Genomic DNA, 26,557 nt, shown 5'->3' with positions numbered 1-26,557 from the left:
ACGGGCACCCTCAACCCGCGCGGGGAAGGCGGAAGGCGGAAGGCGGGGGCCGGTGCCAGGGGGCCGGTGCGCGGGGCGGAGGGGCGGTGCGTTCGTTGGGGGATGTCAGGAACCGTGCTTGGCAGGCGTTCGTTGTGCGGGGCAGACGGACCACCGAGCGTCGGGGAGTTCAGCATGGCGATCACCGGCATCATTTCCGGACTCATCATCGGCATCGTGATCGGCGCCCTCGGGCGGCTGGTCATCCCGGGGCGGCAGCGCATCCCGATCTGGCTCACGATCGTGATCGGCGTCGTCGCGGCGATGGTCGGCACCGCGATCGCCACCGTTCTGGGCGTGGCCGACACCGGAGGCGTCGACTGGATCGAGCTCGCCATCCAGGTCGCCCTGGCGGCCCTCGGCGTCTCGCTGACGGTCGGCCTCTACGGCGGCAAGCGGCGGGGACAGCGCCGAGGGTAGCGGCGGCCCGGGGCCGTCAGGGCCCCTTGCCGGTCGCGGGCGCGGGCTCGCGCGTCAGCAGCTGGTCGAGCTTGGCGTTGACCGCCGCAAGCTCCTGCTTGACCTCCTCCAGCTCCGTCTGCGCGCGGGTCTCCGCCGGGGACGGCTCCGTCTCGTGCATGGCGTTGACCACCACCGCGATGAACAGATTCAGCGCGACGAAGGTCGACATCAGGATGTAGACGATGAAGAAGACCCACGCCCACGGCTTGTGCTGCATCACCTCTTGCGCGACGTTGCCCCAGTCGTCGCCGGTCATGATCTGGAACAGGGTGAACAGCGAGCGCGGCAGGTCCTCGAAGCGTTCGGGCACGAGGTCCCCGAACAGCTTCGTGGAGATCACCGCCGCGATGTAGATCATCAGCACCAGCAGGCCGATGATGGAGGCCATCCCGGGCAGGGCGGTCAGCAGCGCGCCCACCACGCGCCGCATGCTGGGCACCGCCGAGACCAGCCGCAGCGCCCGCAGGATGCGCAGGGACCGCAGCACCGACGTGGGCCCGGAGGCCGGGACGAGCGCGACGGCCACGATGGCGGTGTCGAACCAGTTCCACGGGTCGGCGAAGAACGACTTGCGGTAGGCGTACAGGCGGGCGGCGATCTCGACCGTGAAGATCGCCAGCGCGATCCGGTCGACGGCGTGCAGCAGCCCGCCGGCCTGCTCCATCAGGTACGCGCTCGTCTCGCAGCCGATGGTGATCGCGTTGACGACGATCACGGCGATGACGGCCCGCTGCGCGAGCTTGCTCTCCAGGACGGCACGAACGCGTTCTGGCCCGGACAACTTCTACCCCGCCCCCAGGTGACGACCACAATTATGGATCATCGTAGTGGGCGGCGGCGCTGCGGAAGATCAGAATCGCGGCGGGGCGCGGCGCACCCGTACGATGTGGCCATGCGGCTGATCGTCGTGATCGGTTACGACGGCATCGAGCTCGTGGACGTGGCGTCCGTGACGACCGGGTTCGACCACGCCAACCAGCAGGGTGCCGACCCGGCGTACGAGGTCCTGTTCGTGACCCCGATGGGCCGGCCCGTGCGGTGCGACTCCGGGCTGGAGCTGTCCGCGCAGCACCGGGTCGACCGGATGAACGGCCCGATCGACACCCTGGTCGTCTCCGGCGGCCGGGGGCACGCGGCCGCCGCCGCCAACCCCCGGTTCGTCAGCCAGGTCGCGCGGCTGGCCGGGCTGTCGCGGCGGGTCGCGTCGGTGTGCACCGGGGCGACCGTGCTGGCCGCCGCCGGGCTGCTCGACAACCGCCGGGCCACCACGCACTGGCACTACGCCGGGCAGTTGGCCGCGCGCTACCCGCAGGTGAACGTCGACCCGGCGCCGATCTTCATCCGGGACGGCGACGTGGCGACGTCGGGCGGGGTCACCGCCGCGCTGGACCTCACGCTGGCCTTCATCGAGGAGGACCACGGGGCCGAGCTCGCCCGCCGCGTGGCCATGGGCATGGTCGCCTACCTCAAGCGTCCCGGGAACCAGGCGCAGGTGAGCCTGTTCAACCGGATCCCGCGCTCCGACCAGGCCCTGGTCCGGCGGGTCGTCGACCACGTGATCAGCAACCTCGACGGCGATCTCAGCGTCCCCCGGCTGGCCGCGCTCGCCGGGGTGAGCGAGCGGCATCTGAGCAGGCTGTTCGTCGAACACGTCGGGCGGACCCCGTCGCGGCTGGTCCGCGACGCGCGGCTGGAGGCGGCCTCCCAGTTGCTCGCCGGATCGCGCGAGCCGGTCGCGGCCATCGCCCGCCGGTGCGGGTTCACCTCCGCCGAGTCCTTGCGGCAGGCGTTCGTGGCGTGGGCCGGCGTCTCGCCGTCGCGCTTCCGTTCCAGGGCGACCGGACGCGAGCCACGCCCCTGAGCGGGCACGCGCACACCGGGCCGCTGAGCGGACGCGGGTCCGGAGGAGCCACGGCGCTCCGGCGCGGCCTCGGTCGGCGGGCCGGAGTCAGGTGAGCTCCGCGGTCACGTCCGGGACCGGCGTCTCCACCCGCGGCAGCCGCCGGTAGCCGCTCGGGGCGGGCCGGTCCGGGATCTCCAGGGGCGCCCGCCGCACCTCCTCGTACGGGATCGTGGACAGCAGATGGGAGATCATGTTGATCCTGGCCCGCCGCTTGTCCTCGCTCTCCACCTCGTACCAAGGCGCCTCCGGGATGTGCGTGTAGATCATCATCTCGTCCTTGGCCCGCGAGTACTCCTCCCACCGCGTGATCGACTCCAGGTCCATCTCCGACAGCTTCCACCGCCGCATCGGATCCTCCAGCCGCGCCCGGAACCGCCGCTCCTGCTCGCCGTCGCTCACCGAGAACCAGTATTTGCGCAGCAGGATCCCGTCCTCCACCAGCAACCGCTCGAAGGTCGGGCACTGGTGCAGGAAGCGGGTGTACTCCTCCTGCGTGCAGAACCCCATGACCCGCTCGACCCCGGCCCGGTTGTACCAGCTCCGGTCGAACAGCACGATCTGCCCCGCGGCCGGCAGGTGCTCCACGTACCGCTGGAAATACCACTGCGTCCGCTCCCGCTCGGTGGGCGCGGGCAGCGCCGCGATCCTGGCCACGCGCGGGTTGAGGTATTCGGCGACCCGCTTGATCGTGCCCCCTTTGCCCGCCGCGTCCCTCCCCTCGAAGACCACGACCACCCGCTGCCCCTCCGCCTTCACCCACTCCTGCAGCTTCACCAGCTCCGCCTGCAGCTCAAGCAGCCGCTTCTCGTAAGGCTTGCGCCGCAACCTGTCAGAGCTCACGCGATCAGACTCCTTCCACCGACAAGGGCGCGCGGTGCTGGCGCCCGCGTGCCATCATGCGCCATCCTCGGGCGTGCTCCGTTTTCTGCCTGGCCTGGCCAGTCTGACGGCCTACCGGCGCGAATGGCTGCGTGGTGACCTGCTCGCCGGGCTGACCGTCGCCGCCTACCTCGTTCCCCAGGTCATGGCGTACGCCACCGTGGCCGGCCTGCCGCCGGTGGCCGGGCTGTGGGCGATCCTGGCGCCGCTGGCCCTGTACGCCCTGCTGGGCTCCTCCCGCCAGCTGTCGGTCGGGCCCGAGTCGACCACCGCGCTGATGACCGCCACCGCCATCGGCCCCCTGGCCGCCGGGAACTCCGCCGGGTACGCCGCCCTGGCCGCCACGCTGGCCGTCACGGTCGGGCTGCTCTGCGTGGGCTGCCGGCTGCTGCGGCTGGGCTTCGTCTCGGATCTGCTGTCCAGGCCGATCCTGGTCGGCTACCTCGCCGGCGTGGCCGTCATCATGATCGTGGGCCAGCTCGGCAAGCTCACCGGCGTCCCGGTGTCGGGCGAGTCCCTCATCGAGCAGGTGTCGTCGTTCGCCCGCCAGACGCCCCACGCCCATCTCGGCACCGTCCTCATGGCGGCCGCCGTGCTGGCCTTCCTGTTCCTGCTGCAGTGGCGGCTGCCCGCGGTCCCCGCGCCGCTGCTCGCGGTGCTGCTGGCGACGCTGAGCGTGACGGTGTTCCACCTGGAGGCCCGGGGCATCAAGGTGGTCGGCGAGATCCCGGCCGGGCTGCCCTCCCCCGCGCTGCCCCCGCTGGAGAACCTCCTGCTGCCCGCCGTCGGCGTCTTTCTCGTCGGCTACAGCGACAACATGCTCACCGCCCGCTCCTTCGCCGCCCGCCACCATCAGGACATCGACGCCAACCAGGAGCTCCTCGCCCTCGGCGTGGCCAACCTGGGCGCGGGCGTGCTGCACGGCTTCCCGGTCAGCAGCAGCGGCAGCCGCACCGCGCTCGCCGACGCCGCCGGCGCCCGCACGCAGCTGTACTCGCTCACGTGCCTGGTCGCCGTGGCAGCCGTGCTCATGTTCGCGGGGCCGCTGCTGGCCGACTTCCCCACCGCCGCCCTCGGCGCGATCGTCGTCTACGCCGCCACCCGGCTCGTCTCGCTGCCCGATTTCGTGCGGCTGGCCCGCTTCCGCCGCACCGAGCTCCTGCTCGCCCTCGGCGCCTTCGCCGGCGTCCTGATCTTCGACATCCTGTACGGCATCCTGCTCGCCGTGGCGTTGTCCGTCGCCGAGATGCTCTCCCGGGTGGCCCGCCCCCACGACGCCGTCCAGGGCCTGGTGCCGGGCCTGGCGGGCATGCACGACGTCGACGACTACCCGGCCGCCCGCACCATCCCCGGCCTGGTGATCTACCGCTACGACTCGCCGCTGTTCTTCGCCAACGCCCAGGACTTCCACCGCCGCGCCCTGGCCGCCGTCGACCAGCAGGCCGACCCCGTCCACTGGTTCGTCCTGAACACCGAGGCCAACGTCGAGGTGGACATCACCGCCCTGGACGCCGTCGACTCCCTGCGCCAGGAGCTGGACCGGCGCGGCATCGTCTTCGCCATGGCCAGGGTCAAGCAGGACCTGCGCACGTACCTGGACGCCTACGGCCTGACCGCGGCGGTCGGCGAGGACCGGATCTTCCCCACCCTCCCGACCGCGGTCGCCGCCTACCGGGAGTGGCAGGCCGAGACGACACCCTAGGGGCCGAGCGCGCGAGGGGCGTGCGCGGCGGCCAGCCTCAGCTGCAGGCGGGTGTGGAAGGACAGCGTGGAGACGAGCGCCTGGTGGCCGCCGGCCGGCAGGGCGGTGCGGAACGCCTCGTGGAGCAGGTCGTCGGCGCCGGAGATGCATCTGATCTCGTGGCTGACGGTGAGCGCGCGCCGCAGGTAACGCGTCGTCTCCGCGTTCCGTCCCGAGGCCAGGCTGGCGAATCCCATCGCGGTGAGCGCGAGGCTCTCGCTCCAGCGGTCGCCGATCTCGCGGGAGATGGTCAGCGCCTGGCAGAGCGGATGGGTCGCGTCCCCGAGGTCGCCGGTGATCAGCCGGCCGAGGCCGATCACGATGAGGGCCAGGCTCTCCCCCCAGCGGTCGCCGATCTCGCGGGAGATGGTGAGCGCCCGGTGGAGGGGACCGGTGGCTTCCGCGCCGCCGCCGGCGCTCAGGCAGGTGAAGCCGACGGCGACGAGGGCCAGGCTCTCGCTCCAGCGGTCGCCGACCGCGCAGGTGACGCTGAGCGCCCTCTTGAGGTGGACCATGCTCGCGCGGTGATGCCCGAGCCGGCGGTAGGCGGTGCCGATGCCGACGAGCGCGCGGCCCTGGCCGCACAGGTCGCCCGCCTCCCGGTAACGGGCGAGGGAGCGCTGATGCTGGCGCAGCGCCTCGGCAAAGTGACCCGCGCGGTCGTGGATGAACCCCAGATGGTTGCGGGTCTTGGCCTCGCCCCAGCCGTCTCCGCTCTCCTGGTCCAGGACGAGCGCCCGGCCGTGGTAGTCCAGCGCCTCGGAGAGGTGCCCGGCCCGCCAGTACGCGAAGCCGAGGTTCTTCATCGTCTCGGCCAGGACGCGGGGGTCACCGGTGTCCCGCGCGGCGTCCAGGGCCCGCAGATGCGTGTCGATCCAGTCGCGTACGTGCCCGCGGATGAGGAAGAACCGCCAGAGCGCGTGCGCCAGCCGCCAGGTGAAGTCGTCCCATCCGCGCTCGGCCGACAGCACGACGGCCGCGACGAGGCCGGCCCGTTCGTCCTCCACCCACGCCAGCGCGTCGTCCGGGCCGTCCAGCGCGGGCGGCTCGGCGGGGGCGCGGTCGCTCGCGTCGGGGAAGCGCCTCCTGGTGGGTTCGACGAGGTCCGCGGCGCGGCCGGCGGTGTGGAGGTACCAGTTCAGTACGCGGCGGAGCGCGGCCGTCCGTTCGTCCGGGCCGTCCGTGAGGGCGCTCTGCTCGGCGGCGTACGCGTGGAGCAGGTCGTGGAAGCGGTGCCGGTCCTGTCCGGGTCTCTCCAGCAGCGACCGGTCGGCCAGGACGTCGAGCAGCCGCCGCGCCTCGGCGACCGCGACGCCGGCCAGCGCGGCCGCCGCCCCCGGGCCGACGTCGGGGCCGGGATGCAGGCTCAGCAGGCGGAACATGCGGGCCGCCGGCGGCTCCAGCGCACGGTACGACCAGGAGAGCACCGCCCGCACGCTCGCCTCGTGGTCGTCGGAGGTGTTTAGCGCGTCCAGCCGGGTCCGCTGGGCCCGCACCTCCTCGGCCAGGCTGTTCAGCGGGCTGTCGGGGCGGGACATCGCGTGCTCGGCCGCGATCGTCAGCGCCAGCGGCAGGTGGACGCACAACCGGGCCAGCTCGGCCGCGGCCCACGGCCTGGCGCCGATGCGTTCCTGGCCGAGGATCGCGGCCAGCAGGGCGGCCGACTCGCCGGGCGAGAACTGGCCGAGCAGCAGAAGCCGCGCCCCCTCGCGCACGGCCAGCCCGCGCAGCTGGTTGCGGCTGGTGACCAGCACGAACGAGTGCGAGCCCGGCAGCAGCGGACGCACCTGGGCCGCGTCACGGGCGTTGTCGAGCAAGATCAGGACCCGCCGCCCGGCCAGCACGCTGCGCAGCAGCGCCGAGCGCGCGTCGCTCTCCTTGGGAACGCGCTGCCCGACCACGCCCAGCGCGTTGAGCAGCAGCTCCAGCGCGGCATGGGGTTCGACGGGCGCGCCGGGCCCGAAGCCGCGCAGGTTGAGGTAGAGCACCCCGTCGGGGAAACGGTCGACGACCGAGTGCGCCCAGTGCACGGCCAGCGCCGTCTTGCCCACGCCGCCCATCCCGCTGATGGCGGCGATGACGATGGGCGGCGACGCCTGAGCGTGCTCGCGGACGAGGAGCGCGTCCAAGGCCGCGAGCTCGCGCCGGCGCCCGGTGAAGGAGGCGAGGTCGGAGGGCAGTTGCTGCGGGCGTACCAGGCTCGCGGGCGGGTCGTCCTCCTCCTCGTCGAGGCCCTGCCAGGCGGGCGGCTCGGCGCGGGCCGGTGGCTCGGCGAGCCCGCGGGCGGGCTCGGGGTCGCCGGCCAGAATGGCGGAGTGCACGCGGACCAGCTCCTGGCCGGGGTCGATGCCCAGCTCCTCGCGCAGCAGCACGGCGACGCTGCGGTAGGTCTCCAGCGCCTCCGCCCGGCGGCCGGACCGGTGCAGCGCCACCAGCAGCTGGGCCCACAGCCGCTCGTGGAACGGATGCTCCGCGGTCGCCTCCTTGAGGACTCTGACCATCTCGTCGTCGCGGCCGAGCCGCAGGCCGAGCTGGAACCACCGGTCGACGGCCCGCAACCGCTCCTCCACGACCAGCGGCACCTCGTCGCGGTGCAACGACTCCGACGGAACCCCGGCCAGCATGGGGCCGCGCCACAGCCCCAGCGCGCCGCCGAGGAGATCCGCCTCGCCGGCGGCGTCCGAGCTCGCGCCGGCCCGCGCGACCAGCTCCCGGAACCGCGACAGGTCCAGCCCCTCGGGCGGCAGGTCGATGACGTAGCCGTCGTTGGACGTGCGGATCAGCCGCCGGGCGCCGTCACCGCCCGGGTCCTCGCCCAGCGCCCGCCGTAACCGCGCGACATGCGTGTGCAGCGCGCTGCGGGCGCTGTTGGGGACGGCGTCGGCCCAGACCCGCTCGATCAGCTCGTCCGGTGAGACGTGGTGGTTGGCGCGCAGCAGCAGCGTGGCGAGCACGATCCGCTGCTTGGCCGCCGGCAGCGAGATCGGCCGGCCGTCACGCAGGATTTCGAGCGGTCCCAGAACCCCGAACCGGAACCCGACATCTGACCTTATATCCACATTCATCCTGACGTCGCGCGTGTTGGACGACAGCACGGGCGGGTGGGGAGGCGGCGTTTCCCCCGTCGCGCCTTGGATCACCACCCATCCTATGCGGGCCGATCCCCCACGCGGCAGCTCAAAGGTGGCGTTCGATGACGTCAGGCGTGCGGGGGACGGTGCTCGCGTGGACGGCGGCCTGCTCCGCGGCCGAGATGAGGCCGAGGCGCCGCAGCGCCTGCGCGGACTCGTGCCAGCACCTGCGGGCCTCGTCCGCCCGGCGCAGGTCGTGGTAGGCCCGGCCCAGCCCCCACAGGCGTTCGGCCTCGCCGTAGGAGCCGCCGTGCCCGCCCGTGCCGTCGAGCGCCAGTGCCTCCCTGAACCGCTCCACCGCCGTGCCCGGTTCCCCCACGAGCCGGTGCGCCTCGGCCAGGTGCCCGATGGCGCCGGCGAGGGGCAGCGGGGAGTCGCCGGTCCGGAGGGCGGCCACGGCCTGCCGATGGGCGTCGAACGCCTCCCCGAACCGCTCGGCCCGCTGATGGGCCAGGCCGAGGTTCGTCAGGGTGACGCCCTCGTGGCGGCGGTCGGCGTGGGCGCGGTGCAGGCGCAGTGCCTCCAGGTGGCGGCCGACGGCCCGCTCGAACCTCCCCATGCGCCGGCACACGGTCCCGGCGTGGTCGAGCACGACCGCCGCGCGCCGGGCGTCGCCGATGCGGCGGCAGTCGCCGAGAGCCCGCTCGAAGCACTGATCCGCCTCCGCCAGGAAGCCCAGCTGGGACCTGGCGGTGCCCAGGCCGGTGTACGCGAACGCCCGGTAGGCCACGTTCCCCATGCGTTCCGCGCTCTGCACGCCTGTCTGGGCGATCAGCAGTTCCTGGTGCCAGTGGCCGCGTACGTGGAGTGGGTGGGCGAGCGCGGCGACCAGCGCCACGGCCAGGTCGTCGTCCCGGCCGGCCGCCTGCCGGACGACGGTGACCAGGTTGGCCGCCTCCGCGTCCACCCAGGCGTGCGCGTCCCGCCGGCCGGTCAGGGCCATCCTGCGGTCGCCGTCGGGCACGGACCCCAGGGTGACGCGCCACCTGGCCGCCGGGTCGAGCAGCAGCGTCGCGCCGCGTCCGGTCGCCAGGTAGCAGTGCAGGGCCCGGCGCACGGCCGCGTCGACGACCTGGCCGGGGTCACCCGCCTCCGCGAGCTCCCTGGCGTACAGGCGGAGCAGGTCGTGAATGCGGTAGCGGCCGGGGGCGGGGCTGTCGGCCAGCCGGTACTCGACCAGGGTCTCCAGGAGCTCGTCGGCGCGGCCGGCGGGCAGGTCGGCCAGGGCCGCGGCGGCCTCGGTGCCGACGTCCGCGCAGCCGAGCACGCCCAGCAGCCGGAACAGCCGCGCGGCCGCGCCGCCACCGCCGCTCGCGAGCTCCCGGTAGCCCGCCTCGAACCCGGCCCGGACCGCCCTGCCGTCCACCTGCAGCTCGGCCAGCCGTCGCCGCTCGGTCGCGAGCCGGTCCCGCATCGCGGACACCGTCCAGGCCGGCCGGGCGGCCAGGCGCGCGGCGACGATGCCCAGGGCCAGGGGCAGGCCGCCGCACAGCCGTACCACGTCGGCCACCGCCTGCGGCTCCGCCTCGATGCGCTCCTGGCCGGCCAGCCGCGACAGCAGGAGGCCCGCGTCCTCGTCGGGCAGGACGTCGAGGTCGCGGTGGACGACCCCGCCGATGGGCGCGAGCAGCCGCCGGGACGTGATGACGACGCCGCAGCCGAGCCCGCCGGGGACGAGCGGGCGTACCTGGTCCGCGTCGCGGGCGTTGTCCAGGACGACCAGGATGCGCCTGCCGCTGGTCAGCGATCGGTACCGGGCCGTCGCCTCCTCGACCGAGGCCGGGACGGCCGGCTCCGCCAGGCCCAGGGAGCGCAGGAACCGGCGCAGCACGTCGGCGGGCCGCGCCGGCTCGCCGTCGGTCGTGGCGCCGTGCAGGTCCGCGTACAGCTGGCCGTCAGGGAAGTGCCCGGCCACGCGGTGGGCGACGTGGACGGCCAGCGCCGACTTCCCCACGCCGCCCGCGCCGGTGACCGCGACGATCGCCGGGCGCCGGCGGCCGGCCGTCATGTGATCGCACAGGAACTCCACCTCGGCGCCCCGCCCGGTGAACGCGCCGTTGTCGGCGGGCAACTCGGCGGGCGCGGATACAAGCGGGGAGTCTCGCGGCGGCGGCTCGGCGGCCCCGGCCTGCGCGGTGATGTCCCGGCGCGCCTGCTGGATCTTCGGGCCGGGGTCCAGGCCGAGCTCGCCCAGCAGATCGCGGACCCTCCGGTACGTCTGCAGCGCCTCCGACTGGCGGCCTGCCCGCGACAGGGCGGTCATCAGCTGGGCCCAGAAGCGTTCGTGCGACGGGTGCGCGTCCACGGCCGCCTGCAGGTCGGGGATCACCTCGGCGGGCTCCCCCCGGCTGATCGACACCTCGAACCAGCGTTCCTGCGCCCGCAGCCGCTCCTCCTCCAGGATCGGCACGACGTCGCGGTGCAGGGACGCCGACGCGACGTCGGCGAGCACGGGCCCGCGCCACATCGCCAGGGCCTCGCGCAGCAGCCGCCCCTCCCGCGCGGCGTCGTCGCGCGCCCGCGCCTCGGCCGCCAGCTCCGTGAGGCGGCGGAACTCCAGGATGTCGAGCGTCTTCGGGGTGGTCCGGAGGGAATAGCCCAGGTCGTGCGTCTTGATCAGCTCCCGGCCGCCGCGCAGGGTGCGCCGCAGCCGGGCCATGTGTGTGTGCAGGGAGGCGAACGGGTTGGCGGGCGGTTCGCTCCCCCAGAGCCGCTCGATCAGCTCGTCCCTGGTGACCAGGTGATTGGCCTGGAGCAGCAGGGTCGCCAGGGCGACCCGCTGCTTGGCGGCCGCGACGGTGACCGGGCTCCCCCGCCTGACGACCTCCAGTTGGCCGAGCACGCGGAAACGCAGCGCGTCGTCGAGTTCCATGCAGCCCTTTCCGGGGTCCGTGGCGCATCCGGCAGGTCATAGCTGTCGCTGGATGACCTCCGGGGTTTCGGGGGTCGTGCTCGTCTGGATGTGGCGCTTCTCGCCCGCGGAGATGAGGTCGAGGTCGTGCAGGATCGTGGCCGCCTCGTCCCAGCACAGGCGGGCGTCGCACGACTTGCCCAGGTCGTGCAGGGCCCTGCCCAGTCCCCACAGGCGTTCGGCGTGCCCGTACGAGCCGCCGAACCCGGCGCGGCGGTCGATGTCGAGGGCCTGCTCGAAGTGGCGGATGGCACGTTCCGCCCGGCCGGAAAGGCGGCAGGCCTCGGCGAGGTTGCCCAGCGCGGCGGCGTGGAGCCGCCCGTTGCCGCTGGAGCTGAAGATGGCGATGGCCTTGCCGTGCAGGTGGAAGGCCTCCTGGTAACGCTCCATCCGCTGGTGGGCGAGCCCGAGGTTGGACAGCGTGATCCCCTCGCCGAGCCGGTTGCCCAGGCTTCGGTGGACCTTCAGCGCCTGGCGGTGATAGTCGACGCTCTCGCCGTAACGGCCCTCGCGGCAGTTGGCGCTGCCCAGGTCGTCGAGCAGGGTCGCCTCGTGGCGGGTCACGCCCACCTCCTGGTAGGCCCGCAGCGCCTGCTCCAGGTGGGGCACGGCGTCGGCCACCCGCTCCCGGGCCGACAGCGCGGTGCCCAGGTTCTGGTGGATGATCGCCCGGTAGAGCGGGTTGCGCGACCGGGTGGCCGCGACGATCGCGGTCTCGCAGATCTGCAGCTCCTGCCGCCACCGGCCGCGGGTGAACAGCACGTACGACAGCGCCGTGGCCAGCCCCACGGTCAGGCCGTCGTCCTCTCCCCCGGCGGCCTGCCGCACCACGGCCACCGCGTTGTACGCCTCGTCGTCGGCCCAGGCCAGCGTCTCCTCGCGGGTCTCCAGCAGGAGACCGCTGCCCGCGGGAAGGGCCGGACCCACCTCGGCCCGCCACAGTTGCGACGGGCTGAGCAGGCCCACGGCCCGGCGCGCGGTGGCCAGGTAGAAGTGCAGCATCCGCCGCACCGCGCGGGCCGCGTCGCCGTCCTCCGCCGGACGTTCGCGGGCGAACAGGCGCAGCAGGTCGTGCATGCGATACCGGCCCGGCGCGTACGTCTGCACCAGCTGCGCGTCCACCAGCAGCTCCAGCAGCCGTTCCGCCTGCTCGGCGGGCACGTCGGCGAGCGCGGCGGCGGTCGGCACGCCGATGTCGTGGCCGTCGAAGAGCCCGAGCAGCCGGAACATGCGCGCGGCCGCCTTACCGGCCGGGAAGGACAGCAGATCCTCGTGACTCACCATGAAGCTGGCGCGGATGGCCCGGTCGTCCGCCTCCAGCGCGCCGTCCGGCGGCTGTTCGGCCCGCCGCATGCGGGCGGCCATGGCCGCGACCGGCCAGTCCGGCCGCCGGGCCAGCCGCGCGGCCGTGATGGACAGCGCCAGCGGCAGGCCGCCGCAGCGCCGTACGACCTCCGCGCACGCGTCGGGCTCGGCCGCGAGCCGCCCGGCGCCGACGAGCCGGCCGAGCAGCGCGTGGGCGTCGGCCTCCGGCAGCACGTCCAGCTGCAGGTGCTGGACCCCGTCGAGCGAGGTGAGCATCCGGCGGCTGGTCACCAGCACGCCGCACCCCCTGCCGCCGGGCAGCAGCGGACGCACCTGCCCGGCGTCGCGCGCGTTGTCCAGCACCATGAGCAGCCGCCTGGTCCCCGTCATCGAGCGGAACAGGCTCGCCGCCGCCTCCACGTCGTCGGGCACCGCGGAGGCCGGCACGCCCATCGCGTGCAGGACGCGCCCCAGCGCCTCGCGCGGCCCCAGCGGGGGCACGTCGGGGGTGGCGCCCTGCAGGTTGACGTACAGCTGCCCGTCGGGGAAGCGGCCGGCGACCCGATGGGCGACGTGGATGGCCAGCGCGGACTTCCCGATCCCGCCGGGTCCGGCGATCGCCGCCGCCCCCGCCCGCTCCAGCGTCGCCGTCAGGGACTCCACCTGCTCCGCCCGCCCGGTGAAGACCCGCACGTCCGCCGGCAGCCGGCCGATGACCGGCGCCGCGCCGGCCTCGGACCTCTCCCGTGGCGTGGGGGCCGCGACGACCTCGGACCTCGCCCGCGCGGGCAGCCGGCCGGCGGGCTCGGGCCCGGCCGGTGGCGGCGGGGCAGCAGCCTCCAGCGGCTCCTGGCGCAGGACGAGCACCTGAACCCGCCGCAGCTCCGGGCCCGGCTCCAGGCCGAACGCGTCCCGGAGTCCCCTGCGCACCGTCTCGTAGACCTCCAGCGCCTCCGCCTGGCGTCCGGCCTGGTAGAGGCAGAGCATGAGCCGGGTGCCCAGCCGCTCGCTCAGCGGGGAGCCGGCCAGCGCCGCCCGCAGCTCGCCGATGACCTGCGGGCCCTGACCGGCGCGCCACGCGAGCTCGAACCACTCCTCCTGGGCGTGCGTCCGCTCCGCCAGCACGGACGGCACGTCGTCGCGGTGCAGCACGTCCGACGGCACGTCGGAGAGCATCGGCCCCCGCCACAGCCCGAGCGCCCGCCGGAGCAGGAGGCCCTTCCCCTCCTCGTCCCCATCCGCCGCCCCGGCCACCAGCCGCCGGAACCTGAGCAGATCCACCGACTCCGGATCCGCGCGCAGGAGGTAGCCGCCGCCACCGGTCTCGATCGGCTCCGATCTGTCCTGGCCCCCGTTGAGGACGGACCGGAGCCGGGTCATATGCGTGTGCACCGCGGCCCGCGGGTCGAGTGGAGCGTCGTCGTGCCACAGCCGGTCGATCAGGCGGTCCATCGACACGTGCCGGTTCACGTGCAGCAGCAGCGTCGCCAGCGCGATCCGCTGTTTTCCCGCGCTGATCGGAAGCGCCCTTCCGTCGCGCTCCACCTCTAATGCGCCGAGCACCCTGAAAACAATCACATCGACCTCCTTCGCATCCATCAGAGGCATGTGGGGGCAGACGAGACATCCGCGGCCGTTCCGACGCCGGCACGCGGACCTTTCTCCGCACGAACTACGGTAGCCACCGGCGATGTCGCCGTTCTTGCACAAACCTTGCGTCGCGCGGACCGCGCGTTTCGGCGGGACGGCCGGGACGGGTGCCGCACGCGCGACAGGCTCACGACAGGTTCGCGAAAGGACCTGATGCGATCGTGAGGCCCGGACGACGTCGCCGAGCCCGCTGGAGGACTCTGTGGAAGGCATGCGGATCACGGCGCTGATGGCCGCCACGCTCTCGATGGGCCTGGTGGCGGGGGTTTTCGGCCTGTACGCGCACACGATCATGCCGGGCCTGGCGCGGACCGACGACCGCACCTTCGTCGGCGCGTTCCAGTCCATCGACCGGGCGATCATCAACCCGTGGTTCATGGCGGGCGGCTTCCTGGGCGCCCTCCTGTTCACGGTCCTCGCCGCGCTGGCCTACATCGGCCGCCCGGCCCTGCCGTGGATCGTCGCCGCGCTCGTCCTGTACGCGATCACCGTAGTCATCACCCTGGCGGTCAACGTGCCGCTCAACGACGCGATCAAGGCGGCGGGCAGCCCCGACCGCATCGACGTCGCCGCGGTCCGCGAGGCGTTCGGCGAGATGCGCTGGCGCGGCTGGAACCTCGTCCGCGTGGTCGCCTCCACGACCGCGTTCGGCCTGCTCGCCTGGGCGCTCACGTTGTCCGGCAAGTCGGGCTGAGGCCCGTTGACACGCTTTCCCGTCCAAACCGTAGGCGTCCGGGTGATGGTTTTCCCGCCCGGGTGTCGGTCACGATGTGTGCGTGTCCATGTGGCGACTGTGGCCGGCGCTCTCGTCGGCACTGCGGCCGGCGCTCTGGCGGGCGCTCTGGTCGACGCTGCGGCCGGCGGGGTGGTCGCGCCGGATCCCGGCGGGGGCGGCGATCGCCCTCGTGGTGCTGGGCGTGGTGGCGACCGCCGTCGGGCTGGACTCCCCGTCGGACGGCGGCGTCGTGCCGCTGGGCTGGCGCGCCGACGGCGTGGTGGTGGACGTCCCGGGGCCGCCCGGCGGGCCGGGGCTGCGCACCGGTGACCTGGTGACCGGCGTGTCCGGGCACCGGCTCGCCGACGGCCTGGGCGCCGTCCCCCGCCCGCGGCCGGGCACGACCCTGGTCTACGACGTGGTCCGCGAGCGGGCGACGACGACGGTGCCGATCCGGGCCGGCCGCCCCGATCCGTACCCGCTGCTCGTGGCGGGCTGGGGCGATCTCGTCTTCGTCCTCGCGCTGGCCGGGCTGGCCGTCGCGCTGTATCTGCGGCGGCCCGAGGAGCCCTCGACGGCTCCGCTGCTCGTGCTCGCGTCGGGACTGCTGGGCAGCACGCTGACCGTCACGGCCGGGCTGCCCGCCCTCGCCCTGGCCACCGGCGGCGCCCAGCTGTGGCTGTTCCACCTCAACGCGATCGTGGCGTACTCGATCTCCTGGGGCGGCCTGCTGGCCTTCACGGTCGCGTTCACCGCCCCCCGGCCGCTGCCGGCGCGCAGCCGCCGGGCGATGGCCGTCGCGTACGCCGCGCCGCCGGCCGCGATGGCGCTCTGGTGCGCGATCGCCGCGCTGTCGGCCCCCAACGCGCTCGGCCGGCTCGGACTGGTGCACGGCGGCCAGACGGCGGTCGTGGCGGCCAGCCTGATCACCAGCACGGCGTGGGGCTTCATCGGCTACCGCCGCAACCCCGACCCGCTGATGCGCGGCAGGATGCGCTGGCTGCTGGCCGGGGGCGCGGGCGCGACCCTGCTGAGCCTGGCCGGCTGGCACCTCCCCGAACTGCTCGCCGCGGCGCGCCCCCTGCCGCCGGGCGCTCTGGGGTTGTCGGGGCTGCCGTTCGTGGCCGGGATCGGGATCGCGCTGCGCCGCCATCGCCTGTTCGACATCGAGCGGCTGGCCAACCGGTCGCTGGTGTACGCCGGCGTGGTCGCGATCCTGGTCGCCGGGTACGCCGCCGTCGTGGCGCTGCTGGTCAGCGGGCTGGGGCTGTCGCAGCCGGTGGCCGCCGCGCTCACCGCGGCCGGGGCGGCGCTCGCGCTGGCGCCGCTGCGCGCGCTGGCGCAGAGCACGGTCAACCGGGTGATGTACGGCGACCGCCACGACCCGTCCGCGGCGCTGACCCGCCTCGGCACCCGGTTACAGGCGGTGCTGCTGCCCGCCGACGTGCTACCCGCGATCGTCGAGACCGTGGCCCGCTCGCTGCGCGTCCCGCACGCGGCGATCGACCTGGTGGACGGCTCGGGCACCGGTCACCGGGCCGCGCAGTACGGCGTGCCCGTCGGCGAGGTGCACGTCGAACCGCTGCGCTACCACGGGACGCTCATCGGGCACCTGCGCGTCTCGGCGCGCGGCGGCGACGATCCGCTCGACCCCGTCGACCTCGGCCTGATCGCCTCGCTGGCCCAGCAGGTGGGCACCGCGGTGCAGGCGGTGCGGCTGCACGACGACCTGGTCAGGTCCCGCGCCGAGGTCGTGGCCTCGCGCGAGGACGAGCGCCGCCGGTTACGCCGCGACCTGCACGACGGGCTGGGCCCGACCCTGGCCGCGATCCGGCTCAAGGCGGGCCTCGCCGCGCGGGACGTACCGCCCGGCTCGGCGGCGCGCCCGCTGCTCGACGAGATCTCCGCGGAGGCGGCGGCGTCGCTGACCGACGTGCGGCGCCTGGTCGAGGCGCTGCGCCCGCCCGCGCTGGACGAACTCGGCGTCGTCGGCGCCGTCAGGGCGCGGGCGGCGGCTCTGTCGGGCGCCATGTCCATCGAGGTCATCGGCGCGGAGCCGCTGCCGACGCTGCCGGCCGCGGTCGAGACCGCCGCCTACCGGATCGCCGTCGAGGCGATCACGAACGCGGTCCGCCACAGCGGCGCGACCCGCTGCACCGCGACGCTCACGCCGTCGGACGGCGGCGTGGAGGTGACGGTGCGGGACGACGGCCGCGGGCTCGACCCCGGCCGGACGGCCGGGGTGGGGATCCGCTCCATGCGGGAACGGGCCGCCGAGGTGGGCGGGGTCTGGTCGATGCGCTCCCCGCCGGGCGGCGGCACCCACATCCGCGCCTTTCTGCCGACGAGCCTGGGAGGGGACCATGATCAGGCTGATCCTCGCCGATGACCACCCTGTCTTCGTGTCGGGCCTGCGGGCCCTGCTCGACGCCGAGACCGGCATGACCGTGCTGGCCGTCGCCGCCACCGGCGCGGACGCCCTGCGCCTGGCCGTCGAGCACCGGCCCGACGTCGCCGTGCTCGACGTGAACATGCCCGCCGGCGACGGCCTCACGGTCACCGCGCGGATGCGCACCGCCGGCCTGCCCACCCGCTCGCTGATCCTGACCATGTACGACGACGACGAGAACGTGCTGGCCGCCCTGCGCGCGGGCGCCCACGGGTACGCCCTCAAGGGCGCCGGCCCCGAGGAGATCGTGGCCGCGGTGCGCGCGGTCGCCCGGGGCGAGGCGGTCTTCGGCGCCGGCGTGGCCGCGCGCATCCTGGCCCACTTCGCCCGCGCCGCGGCGGCGTCGCCGTTCCCGCAGCTCACCGAGCGCGAGCACGAGGTGCTCGGGCTCGTCGCGCGCGGCCTGGACAACACGGCGATCGCCCAGCGGCTCGGCGTGAGCGGCAAGACCGTGCGCAACTACGTCTCGAACGTCCTGACCAAGCTGCACGTCACCGACCGGTCGGCGGCCATCGTCCGGGCCCGCGAGGCGGGACTCGGCGGCGAACCACGCTAACCCGGCCCTGAGGCAGCCCGGCTCGGAGGCAGCCCGGCGCAGTTCCCGGTGAGGGTTCCCGGCTGAGTGCCGCCCCGGCTCCCGGCGCGGGCTCCCGGTCCGGGAGGGACAGCTGCCCCGTGACGCCGGGACGCGGCGGCGCCCACGCTGGCGGTCATGAGGACGCGGGTGGCCGGCGGGCTGTGCCTGATGGCGTCGTCGGCGCTCTGCCTGGCCGGACGCCTGGCGGGAGAACCGGCCCTGTGCCCGGCCGGCGAGCCGGGCCTCGGGCTCGTCCGGAGCACCGGTGCGTGGCTCGCCGTCGTGGCCGTCTCGCTGGTGTACCGAGACCTGTCCGCGTGGGGACCCCGCCACGCCGGCCGCGCGCCGGCCGCCGTGGTCCTGGCGCTGCTGGGCGTGGTCGCCTCGGCGGCGACGGTCGAGGCGGCGCTGCACGTCGCCGGCCCGATCCTGCCGCCCGCCCTGTCCGTCGCCGCGGCCTCGGGCATCGCGGGCCTGTCGTACGTGGCGGGCCGGGCCGGGCTGGCTCACCCGGTCATCGGCGGGATCGCGACGGTGGCCGCGCTGCTGGGCGCGCTCACCGCCGACCTCGCGATCCCCTACCTCCTCGGCGCCGGCCCGCTCGGCGCCGCCCTGCTCGTCAAGGCGCTCCGCTCCCCGTCGAAAGGACAGGCACCATGAGAATCGTCTACAAGGTCCTGGCATACGCCGTCGCCGTCGAGGTCGCCGTCCAGGCGGCGGCGATCGTCCTGGCCATCGCGGGGCTCGGCAAGTGGGTCTCGGCCGGCAACGTGTTCGACAAGGCCGTCATGGAGAGCGACGACCTGGCCTTCCCGGAGGTCGTCGGCCTCATCGTGCACGGCATCAACGGCGGGCTCGTCATCCCCGTCGTCGCCCTCCTCCTCCTGATCGTCTCGTTCTTCGCCCGGATCCCCGGCGGGGTGAAGTTCGCCGCGTTCGTGCTGCTCCTCGTCGCCGTCCAGGCGACGCTCGGCTACGCGGGCCACGACCTGCCGTGGGTGGGCGGGCTGCACGGGCTCAACGCGATGGCGCTGTTCGCGGTCGCCCTGCACGCGGCCCGGCGCGCGCGGCCCGTCGCCACCGAGGCGCCCGCCTCGGCGGCGGTGTGAGGGTCATGGTCCTCGCCCGTCGGGTGCGGCTCGTCGTGGCCTGCGCCGCGACGCTGGCCGTCGTCGTCCCGCTGGGCTGGCTGTGGCAGGCCAGCCGGCTGCCGCCGGCGTACTCGGTCATGGACATGGGGTACGCCGACGGCGGCCGGCAGCACCACGGGGACCATCGGAGTGGGGCCACCCGCGACATCACCTCCCTGGTCGCCGACCCGGCGCGCCGGCCGGACGTCGCGGTGACGCTGGTCGCGCGCAAGCAGCGGGTCCGGCTGGCGTCGGGCCGCGAGGTCGACGGGTACACCTTCAACGGCCGCTCCCCCGGCCCCCAGATCACCGCCGTGGCGGGCCAGCTCGTACAGGTGCGGCTGGTCAACGAGTCGGTGCCGGACGGCGTCACCCTGCACTGGCACGGCGTGGACGTCCCGGGCGGCGAGGACGGCGTCGCCGGGGTCACCCAGGACGCGGTCCGGATCGGCCGGGATTTCGTCTACCGGTTCGTCGTCCGGCGGGCCGGGACGTTCTGGTACCACTCCCACCAGCTGTCGCACGAGCAGGTCGCCGGGGGCCTCTTCGGCGCGCTGGTCGTCCGGCCCGCGCGCCCGCCCGCCGCCCTCGACGTCGTCGCCCTGGCACACCTCTACCACGGCGTCCGCACCCTCAACGGGTCCGAGACCGACGTCACCGTACCGGCGCCGCCCGGCACGACGGCGCGGGTCCGCGTGATCAACACCGACAACGGCCCCACCCCGGTCTGGGTCACCGGCGCCGCGTGGCGCCTGGCCGCCGTGGACGGCACCGATCTGCACGGCCCCACGGCCGTCGAGCGCACCGCCGTCCTCGTGACGGCCGGCGGCCGGGCCGACCTCGAGGTGACCGTGCCGCCCGGCGGCGGCTCCGTACGGGTGCAGATCGGCGGGCCGCTGTCGGTGGTGCTCGGCGGCTCCGCCGGCGTGCCGCCGAGCGCCCGGCCGGCCGCCACCCTGGACCTGCTGACCTACGGCACCCCCGCGCCCCTCGGCTTCGACCCGGCGCACCCCGACCGCGCCTTCCGCTACGAGATGGGCCGCCGGCCGGGCTTCCTCGACGGCGTCCCCGGCCTCTACTGGACCGTCAACGGCCACATGTACCCGGACGTGCCGATGTTCACGGTCGCCGACGGCGACGTCGTCCGCATGACGATCGTCAACGACAGCGGCGAGGTGCACCCCATGCACCTGCACGGCCATCGCGCGGTGGTGCTCGCCCGCGACGGCGTGCCCGCCACCGGGAGCCCCTGGTGGGTCGACTCCCTGAACGTCGAGGACGGCGAGTCCTACGACATCGCCTTCCTCGCCGACAACCCCGGCATCTGGGTCGACCACTGCCACAACCTGCCGCACGCGCGCGAGGGGCTGCTCGTCCACCTCATGTACGAGAACGTCACGACCCCGTTCCTCATCGGCGGCCCGGCGGACAACTCGCGAGAATGAAGGAGAGCATCAGTGAGGACAGATCCCCTCCGGCTGCCCCCGTCCCTGCGGCTGCAGGCGGTGGCCGGCGGCGTCGCGGGCCTGGTCGCGGACGTGTTCCTGGTCCTGTTCTACGTCGTCGCGCGGCCCTGGGGCGACGATCCGGGCGACAGCTGGCTCGGCCCGGCCAACGACGTCCTCGTCCTGCTCCAGTACCTCGCGCTCGTGCCGGTGGTCCTCGGGCTGGGACGTCTCATGGCCGGTGACGCCCGCGCGCGCGGGTGGACCAGGATCGGCCTCGTCGCCGCCGTCCTGGTCGTCGTGCTGCAGGCGCTGCTGCTCACGGGGGTGCTGCCGTTCGCGTACCAGGTCGTCCCGGTGAGCCTGAGCGGCGTGGCCGCCATGTGCTGGGCCGGCGCGATCAGCGCGGCGGGGGCGCGCAGCGGCGCCCTGCCCGCGGCCGTGACCCGCCTCGGGCGCGCCATCGTGATCGGGCTGCCGGTCGCCGTCGTCGCGTTCGGCGTCGGCTTCCTCGTCACGGTCGTGGCCGGTGTGTCCTGGGCCTGGGCCGCCGGCGGGATCCCGGGCGCCGTCGTCTGGACGATGCTCCCCCTGTGGACGCTGCTCGTGGGACTCCGCTAGGGCGGCGACGCGCCCTGCACGGCCTGGATGTCCAGCTCCACCTTCAGCGTCGACCCGATGAGGTTGACCCCGGCCCGCACGATCTGGTTGTACGTCATCGCGAAGTCCTCGCGGCGCAGCTCCGTCCCGGCCCGGAACGCCGCCCGCAGGCCGCCCCACGGGTCCGGCCCGGTCCCGAGGTAGGCCAGGTCGAGGTCGACGGGCCGCTGCACCCCGGCGAGCGTCAGCGTCCCGTGCACGATCCACCGGTCGGGGCCCGCGGGCGTGAGCCCGGTGCTGCGGTAGGAGATCATCCGGTACGCGGCGGCGTTCAGGAAGTCGGCCGAACGGAGATGGTCGTCGCGGGTGCCGTTCCCCGTCTCGATCGAGGCGGCCACGATGTCGGCGGCCACCGACGAGGTCTCCGGGTCCGTGCCGATCTCGATCCGCCCGGCGAACTGGGTGAACCGTCCCCGCACGGTGCTGAGCCCCAGGTGCTGGGCCGTGGCCGCGATCGTGCAGTGGGCGGGGTCGAGCGTCCAGATCCCGGGCGGGGGAAGCTCGGCGCCGCCCTGCCGGGCAAGCACCACCGTGCCCAGCTCGGCGGCGCCGGACGCGGTGGCGATGGCCGTCATCGCGGCGGGCGTGTATCCGGCCGCGGTGGCGACGGCCGTGTAGGCGCCGGGCGCCAGCGGGCCGGTCGACACGGCGCCCTCGGCGTCGGCCTCGGCCCGCGCGACCTGCTGCCCGGTCAGGTCGGTCACCGTGACGATCGCGTGCGGCACGGCCCACCCGTCCTTGGTGCGGATCAGGGCGTGCACGCCCCGGCGGCCGGCCGGCGCGCTCCGCCGGGCCTGCGGGCTCGCCGGTGCGCCCTGCTCGCTCACCGGTGCGCTCCGCCCGGTCTGCGGGCTCGCCGGGGCGCTCCGCTCGGTGTGCCGGCTCGCCGGGGCGCTCCGGCCGGCCTGCTCTTGGCTGGTGTACATGGTGCTCGTCCCTTCGGAGCAGTCGTCGCGCTGTCAGGTGTCGTCACTCGGCGTGGGCCAGCCACAGGTCGAGGTCGTCGTCGCGGCCGTCGATGCTCACGGTGTCGGCCACGGGCGGGTATCCGGTGGCGATGAGCGTGTACTGGCCGCCGGTCAGGTCGGCGAAGGCGTACGCGCCGTCCTCGCCGGTCGTCGTGGTGCCGACCACGTTCCCGGCCGCGTCCAGCAGCGTCACCCGCGCGTCGGTCAGCGGGCCGCCGTCGCGCACCCGTACGGTGCCGCGGATCCGGGAGCCGGGCCGCAGCTCGACGTCCTGCCTGGTCTGGCCGGTGCCGGCGACCTCGACCGGGACGGCGGCCGGGCGGAAGGAGTCCGCGCTGACCGCGAGCGTGTAGCCGCCCGAGGTCACGCCGGACAGGCTGTAGGCGCCGTCCGCGTCGGTCGTGCCCGTGGTGAGTACCTCGCCGCGGACGTCGGTCAGCACGACGACCGCCCCGGGCACCGGCTTGCCCTCCAGGTCGCGCACCACCCCGGTCAGCTTGTTCGAGCCGGTGAGGATCAGGTTGAAGTCGACCGGCCGGTCGCCCACGACGAGGGTGGCCACCTGGGGGTCGCGTTCGGTGGCCGACGCGATCAGGACATAGGTGCCCATGCCGGGCGTCCAGATGGCGTACCCGCCGTCGGCCAGGGTCACGGCCCGGGAGAGCTGGTGGCCACGCGAGTCGATCAGCGTCAGCGTGGCGTGGCCGACCGCGTGGCCGTCGTCGCCGCTGACGATGCCGCGGATCTCGACGCCGCCGTCCGCCGCGTCCGTCCAGGCGGTGCCCACCGGCGCGTACGCGAGCTCGTCCCCGTGCGTGGACCCGTGCGTGGACCCGTGCGTGGACCCGTGCGTGGACCCGTGCGCGGACCCGTGCGCGGCCGGGGCGGCGGCGTGCGCCGTGGTGGGGGCGGCGGCGCTCCGGCGCGGGAGGAAGGCGGCCAGGACGAAGGCGAGGAGGGCGGCGCCGGCGCCGATGCCCATGACGACGCGGAAGCCGTCCTCGGAGGGGAGGGTGACGGGCCCGAGCGTGGTGGTCATCTGGGACAGGACGACGCCCGCCACGGCGCTGGAGACGGAGGTGCCGACGGCGCGCATGAGGGTGTTGAGGCTGTTGGCGGCGGCCGTCTCGGACACCGGCACGGCCCCCATGACGAGGGCGGGCATGGAGGCGTAGGCGAATCCGATGCCGGCCCCGATGATGCAGGAGACCAGGACGAGGTGCCAGATCTCGGACATCAGCCCGATGTTGAGAGCGTAACCGGCGGCGACGATGACGGCACCGATCATCAGGGTGACCTTGGGCCCCTTGGCCGCGGACAGGCGGGCCGACAGCGGCGCCAGCACCATCATCACCAGGCCGGACGGCGCCATCACCAGGCCCACCGCCAGCATCGACTGGCCCAGTCCGTAGCCGGTGGCCTCCGGCAGCTGCAGCAGCTGCGGCAGCACCAGGGACATGGCGAACATCGAGAAGCCCATCATGGTGGAGGCGAGGTTGGTGAACAGCACCTGACGCCGCGCGGTGGTGCGCAGGTCCACCATCGGCTCCCGGGTGCTCAGCTCCCACCAGCCCCACAGCAGCAGCACCACGACCGCCGCGGCGAACAGGCCGATCGTGAGCGGGTCGCCCCAGCCCCAGCCGGCACCCTTGGAGATCGCCAGGAGCAGGCACACCAGCGCGGCCGACAGCCCGACGGCGCCGACCAGGTCGAAGCGCCCACCGCTGCGCACCGCGGACTCGGGCACGAGGGCCAGCACCAGGACCAGGGCCACGACGCCGAGCCCGGCCGCGGTCCAGAACAGCGCGTGCCAGTCGGCGTTCTCGGCGATGAGGGCGGCGGCGGGCAGGCCCAGGGCGCCGCCCACGCCGAGCGAGGCGCTCATGAGCGCGGTCGCGGAGCCGAGCCGTTCGACGGGCAGCTCGTCGCGCATGATGCTGATGCCGAGCGGGATGACGCCGGAGGCCAGGCCCTGCAGGGCCCGCCCGACGATCATGGGCGTCAGGGAGTCGCTGAGTGCGCACACGATCGACCCGGCGACCAGCAGGATCAGGCTGAACAGCAGCATGCGCCGCTTGCCGAACATGTCGCCCAGCCGTCCCACCACCGGCGTGGCGACCGCGCTGGCGAGCAGGGTTGCGGTGATCGCCCAGGTGGTGTCGGACGCCGGGGCTCCCAGGAGCTTGGGCAGCTCGGGAACCAGCGGGATCACCAGGGTCTGCATCAACGACACCACGATCCCGGCGAAGGCGAGCACCACCACGAAGGTGCTCGACCGCGGGGGATCGGCCGCGTGGGCGCGGCGGGCGGGGATGTTGGCCATGCGAGGTCTCCGTAAGGGGGTTGGGGGAGGCAAACGACGAGGCATTAGTAAATCAGTCGCTTGACTTAAGACTAACAGCGTGGTTTTACTGGGCACAACGCAGGTCAGGCTCGAAGGAGGCCCTCGTGAGCAGGCGTGACGTTCCGGTACGGTGGTGCCGATGACCGGCAAGACCATACGCGCCGAGCGTGCCGAAGTGACCCGCGAGCGCATTCTCGCGGCGGCGGAGCGGCTGTTCGCCGAGCACGGGGTGCTCGCCGTGTCCAACCGTCAGGTGAGCGAGGCCGCCGGGCAGGGCAACAACGCCGCCGTCGGCTACCACTTCGGCACCAAGACCCACCTCGTACGCGCGATCGCCCGCAAACACGCCGAGCCGATCGAGCGGATCCGCGAGTCGATGGTGGCCGAGCTCGCCGACTCCGCCGACGTGCGCGACTGGGTCGCCTGCATGGTGCGCCCGGTCACCGAGCACCTGTCGGACCTCGGCTCCCCCACCTGGTACGCCCGTTTCGTCGCCCAGGTGGTGACCGACCCCGCGCTCCGCGCGATCATGGCCGACGAGACCCGCTCCTCCTCCTCGCTGCGGCGGACCGTCGAGGGGTTCAACCGGTGCCTGCCCGAGCTGCCCGCCGAGGTGCGCGCCGAGCGCGGCGACATGGCCCGCCAGCTGATCGTGCTCACGTGCGCCGACCGCGAGCGCGCGCTCGCCGAAGGCGCCCCCACACCCCGAGCCACCTGGCACGACGCCGCGACCGGGCTGATCGACGCGCTCGTCGGAATGTGGCTGGCGCCCGTCACGCGCGAGCCGTGACGAACGACCCTGCGACTTGATTTGGGCGGAAGTTCCGGTTCGGTTCATGGTCCGGTCGGCTTCGCTCATGAGGATCAAGGCTGCAAGGTTCCCCAATGAGGAGAAGTCGATGCGCCCCCTCACCTCGCTGGCGTCCGCAGCGCTGACGATCGGCCTGTTCGGTGCCCTGGTCCCACCGGCGACCGCGCAAGACCTGCCCGCCGTCGAGCCGCGGGTCGAGACCCCGCCCCTGTTCGACGACGAGGCCGGCGGCAACGCCAACGGCGATGACCCGGCGATCTGGGTCCACCCCACCTCTCCGGCGGAGAGCCTGATCGCGACCACCGCCAAGGAGGGCGGCCTGTACCTCTACGACCTGGACGGCAGGCAACTCCAGCACCTGCCCGCACCGGCCGCGCCGGGTCAGGACGACGAGCCCGGCCGGCTGAACAACGTGGACGTCGTCTACGGGCACGCGTCCAAGGCGGGCCGGTCGGACGTCTTCGTCGCCTCCGACCGTGGCTCCGACAAGCTGCGCATCTACCGGATCAATCCGGCGAAGGCGGGCCAGAACCGGCAGCCGCTCACCGACATCACCGACCCCGCCGCGCCGTTCATCTTCAACGCGACCCAGGCGGAGGTGAACGACGCCGAGACCGTGTACGGCCTCGCCACGTGGAAGCGGGGCTCGGGCACCTACGTCCTGGTCAGCCGCCGGCACACCACGCGGCTCGCGCTGCTGAAGCTCACCGACGCCCCCGGCGGCAAGATCGGCTACACGACGCTCCGGACCATCGACCTCCCGTCGAGTTTCACCCTCCCGAACGGCCAGAGCTGGAGCCCATGCGACGAGCCGGGCGTGGGCCCGCAGATCGAAGGCATGGTGGTCGATGCCCAGACCGGCACGCTCTACGCGGCCCAGGAGGACGTCGGCATCTGGCGCATCTCCGGTGATCTCACTGGCTCACCTGAGCTGGTCGACCGGGTCCGCGAGTACGGCGTACCGGCCACCTACGACCCCGCCACCGAGGAGTGTGCCGCCGGAGCCGACCCCGGATACGGCGGCGACAACCTGACGGCGGACGCCGAGGGCCTGACCATCTATTACGGCAAGGACGGCAAGGGCTACCTGATCGCCTCCAGCCAGGGCAGCGACACCTTCGCCGTCTATGACCGCAGAGGTGAGAACGCCTACCTCGGCTCCTTCCGCGTCGGCGACGCCGGCGGCATCGACGGGGTGCAGGGCAGCGACGGGACGATGGTGATCAACGTGCCGCTCGGCCGCCGGTTCCCCAAGGGCCTGTTCGTCACCCACGACGGCGCCAACACCCCCGAGGCGACGGATCCGGAGGGCGAGGTGCGCGAGAACACCAACTTCAAGTATGTGAAGTGGGACGACATCGCTCGCCGCCTCGGGCTGGACGTCGACGTCACCGGCTGGAACCCGCGCGGCTGAGCGGCCCGCCGCAGGCTGTGACA

The 26,557-nt window shown here is 74.0% G+C and carries 19 protein-coding genes and 1 pseudogene; 12 read left to right on the top strand and 8 right to left on the bottom strand.

Annotated features, from left to right (window positions below; genetic code table 11):
• The first annotated feature begins 174 nt into the window (after positions 1 to 174).
• Positions 175 to 459, top strand: coding sequence for a GlsB/YeaQ/YmgE family stress response membrane protein (locus ABZS69_RS09015; RefSeq protein ID WP_355368832.1), 285 nt, complete (start codon positions 175 to 177; stop codon positions 457 to 459).
• 16 nt (positions 460 to 475) lie between these two features.
• On the opposite strand, the gene ABZS69_RS09010 is transcribed toward ABZS69_RS09015, so the two are convergent.
• A complete protein-coding gene (locus tag ABZS69_RS09010; protein WP_355368830.1) occupies positions 476 to 1,282 on the bottom strand; it encodes an ion transporter in 807 nt (268 codons plus the stop codon).
• 111 nt (positions 1,283 to 1,393) lie between these two features.
• Here ABZS69_RS09010 and ABZS69_RS09005 point away from each other — a divergent pair, with 111 nt between their 5' ends.
• Complete coding sequence (locus ABZS69_RS09005) at positions 1,394 to 2,362, top strand: helix-turn-helix domain-containing protein (RefSeq protein WP_355368828.1); 969 nt, start codon at positions 1,394 to 1,396, stop codon at positions 2,360 to 2,362.
• An 87-nt stretch (positions 2,363 to 2,449) separates the two neighbouring features.
• Here ABZS69_RS09005 and ppk2 read toward each other — a convergent pair whose 3' ends face one another.
• Positions 2,450 to 3,244: a polyphosphate kinase 2 gene (ppk2, locus tag ABZS69_RS09000; protein WP_355368826.1), complete on the bottom strand. Its 795-nt coding sequence runs from the start codon at positions 3,242 to 3,244 to the stop codon at positions 2,450 to 2,452.
• Between the two features lie 73 nt (positions 3,245 to 3,317).
• Here ppk2 and sulP point away from each other — a divergent pair, with 73 nt between their 5' ends.
• Positions 3,318 to 4,985, top strand: a complete 1,668-nt coding sequence (sulP, locus tag ABZS69_RS08995; protein ID WP_355368824.1) for a sulfate permease — start codon at positions 3,318 to 3,320, stop codon at positions 4,983 to 4,985.
• Here the strand turns inward: sulP and ABZS69_RS08990 are convergent.
• The 3 genes from ABZS69_RS08990 to ABZS69_RS08980 form a co-directional block, all read right to left on the bottom strand.
• Positions 4,982 to 8,083 carry a BTAD domain-containing putative transcriptional regulator gene (locus tag ABZS69_RS08990; protein WP_355368822.1) on the bottom strand — a complete coding sequence of 1,034 codons (3,102 nt, stop codon included), beginning with the start codon at positions 8,081 to 8,083 and terminating at the stop codon, positions 4,982 to 4,984. The two genes, sulP and ABZS69_RS08990, sit on opposite strands and share 4 nt — an antisense overlap.
• A 118-nt stretch (positions 8,084 to 8,201) precedes the next feature.
• Entirely contained in the window at positions 8,202 to 11,027 is a 2,826-nt protein-coding gene (locus ABZS69_RS08985; protein WP_355368820.1) for a BTAD domain-containing putative transcriptional regulator, read from the bottom strand.
• Between the two features lie 36 nt (positions 11,028 to 11,063).
• Positions 11,064 to 13,949 (bottom strand): BTAD domain-containing putative transcriptional regulator, encoded by a 2,886-nt coding sequence (locus ABZS69_RS08980; protein WP_355368818.1) that lies wholly within the window; start codon positions 13,947 to 13,949, stop codon positions 11,064 to 11,066.
• A 283-nt stretch (positions 13,950 to 14,232) separates the two neighbouring features.
• Here ABZS69_RS08980 and ABZS69_RS08975 point away from each other — a divergent pair, with 283 nt between their 5' ends.
• From ABZS69_RS08975 to ABZS69_RS08945, 7 genes are all read left to right on the top strand, one after another.
• Complete coding sequence (locus ABZS69_RS08975) at positions 14,233 to 14,715, top strand: anthrone oxygenase family protein (protein ID WP_355369127.1); 483 nt, start codon at positions 14,233 to 14,235, stop codon at positions 14,713 to 14,715.
• An 88-nt stretch (positions 14,716 to 14,803) separates the two neighbouring features.
• Positions 14,804 to 17,125 carry a histidine kinase gene (locus ABZS69_RS08970; protein WP_355369125.1) on the top strand — a complete coding sequence of 774 codons (2,322 nt, stop codon included), beginning with the start codon at positions 14,804 to 14,806 and terminating at the stop codon, positions 17,123 to 17,125.
• Positions 17,100 to 17,741, top strand: a complete 642-nt coding sequence (locus ABZS69_RS08965; RefSeq protein ID WP_355368816.1) for a response regulator transcription factor — start codon at positions 17,100 to 17,102, stop codon at positions 17,739 to 17,741. The genes ABZS69_RS08970 and ABZS69_RS08965 overlap by 26 nt, the downstream gene beginning before the upstream one ends.
• 156 nt (positions 17,742 to 17,897) lie before the next feature.
• Positions 17,898 to 18,422, top strand: a complete 525-nt coding sequence (locus ABZS69_RS08960) for a hypothetical protein (protein ID WP_355368814.1) — start codon at positions 17,898 to 17,900, stop codon at positions 18,420 to 18,422.
• Positions 18,419 to 18,871 (top strand): hypothetical protein, encoded by a 453-nt coding sequence (locus ABZS69_RS08955; RefSeq protein WP_355368812.1) that lies wholly within the window; start codon positions 18,419 to 18,421, stop codon positions 18,869 to 18,871. Before ABZS69_RS08960 ends, ABZS69_RS08955 begins: the two co-directional genes overlap by 4 nt.
• Positions 18,872 to 18,876: 5 nt before the next feature.
• A complete protein-coding gene (locus ABZS69_RS08950) occupies positions 18,877 to 20,337 on the top strand; it encodes a multicopper oxidase family protein (protein WP_355368810.1) in 1,461 nt (486 codons plus the stop codon).
• A gap of 12 nt (positions 20,338 to 20,349) precedes the next feature.
• The gene (locus ABZS69_RS08945) at positions 20,350 to 20,958 is read left to right on the top strand and encodes a hypothetical protein (protein ID WP_355368808.1); all 609 of its coding nucleotides are present in this window, start codon (positions 20,350 to 20,352) and stop codon (positions 20,956 to 20,958) included.
• Here ABZS69_RS08945 and ABZS69_RS08940 read toward each other — a convergent pair.
• The 3 genes and pseudogenes from ABZS69_RS08940 to ABZS69_RS08930 all read right to left on the bottom strand — a co-directional run.
• Positions 20,955 to 21,923 carry a YceI family protein gene (locus tag ABZS69_RS08940; protein ID WP_355368806.1) on the bottom strand — a complete coding sequence of 323 codons (969 nt, stop codon included), beginning with the start codon at positions 21,921 to 21,923 and terminating at the stop codon, positions 20,955 to 20,957. The two genes, ABZS69_RS08945 and ABZS69_RS08940, sit on opposite strands and share 4 nt — an antisense overlap.
• 43 nt (positions 21,924 to 21,966) lie before the next feature.
• Positions 21,967 to 22,575, bottom strand: coding sequence for a carboxypeptidase-like regulatory domain-containing protein (locus tag ABZS69_RS08935; RefSeq protein ID WP_355369123.1), 609 nt, complete (start codon positions 22,573 to 22,575; stop codon positions 21,967 to 21,969).
• Between the two features lie 297 nt (positions 22,576 to 22,872).
• Positions 22,873 to 24,288, bottom strand: a pseudogene (locus tag ABZS69_RS08930) (MFS transporter); the annotation flags it as partial.
• A gap of 160 nt (positions 24,289 to 24,448) precedes the next feature.
• On the opposite strand from ABZS69_RS08930, the gene ABZS69_RS08925 reads away from it, so the two are divergent.
• Both ABZS69_RS08925 and ABZS69_RS08920 read left to right on the top strand, forming a co-directional pair.
• Positions 24,449 to 25,099: a TetR family transcriptional regulator gene (locus ABZS69_RS08925; RefSeq protein WP_355368804.1), complete on the top strand. Its 651-nt coding sequence runs from the start codon at positions 24,449 to 24,451 to the stop codon at positions 25,097 to 25,099.
• Between the two features lie 109 nt (positions 25,100 to 25,208).
• Positions 25,209 to 26,534: a phytase gene (locus ABZS69_RS08920; RefSeq protein WP_355368802.1), complete on the top strand. Its 1,326-nt coding sequence runs from the start codon at positions 25,209 to 25,211 to the stop codon at positions 26,532 to 26,534.
• Positions 26,535 to 26,557 lie beyond the last annotated feature (23 nt).

Source organism: Nonomuraea sp. NPDC005650, from assembly GCF_040605375.1.
In the GTDB taxonomy this organism is placed as follows: Bacteria; Actinomycetota; Actinomycetes; order Streptosporangiales; family Streptosporangiaceae; genus Nonomuraea.
The sequence above is the reverse complement of the archived record's forward strand: the minus strand, read 5'-3'. Positions and strand labels throughout refer to the sequence as shown.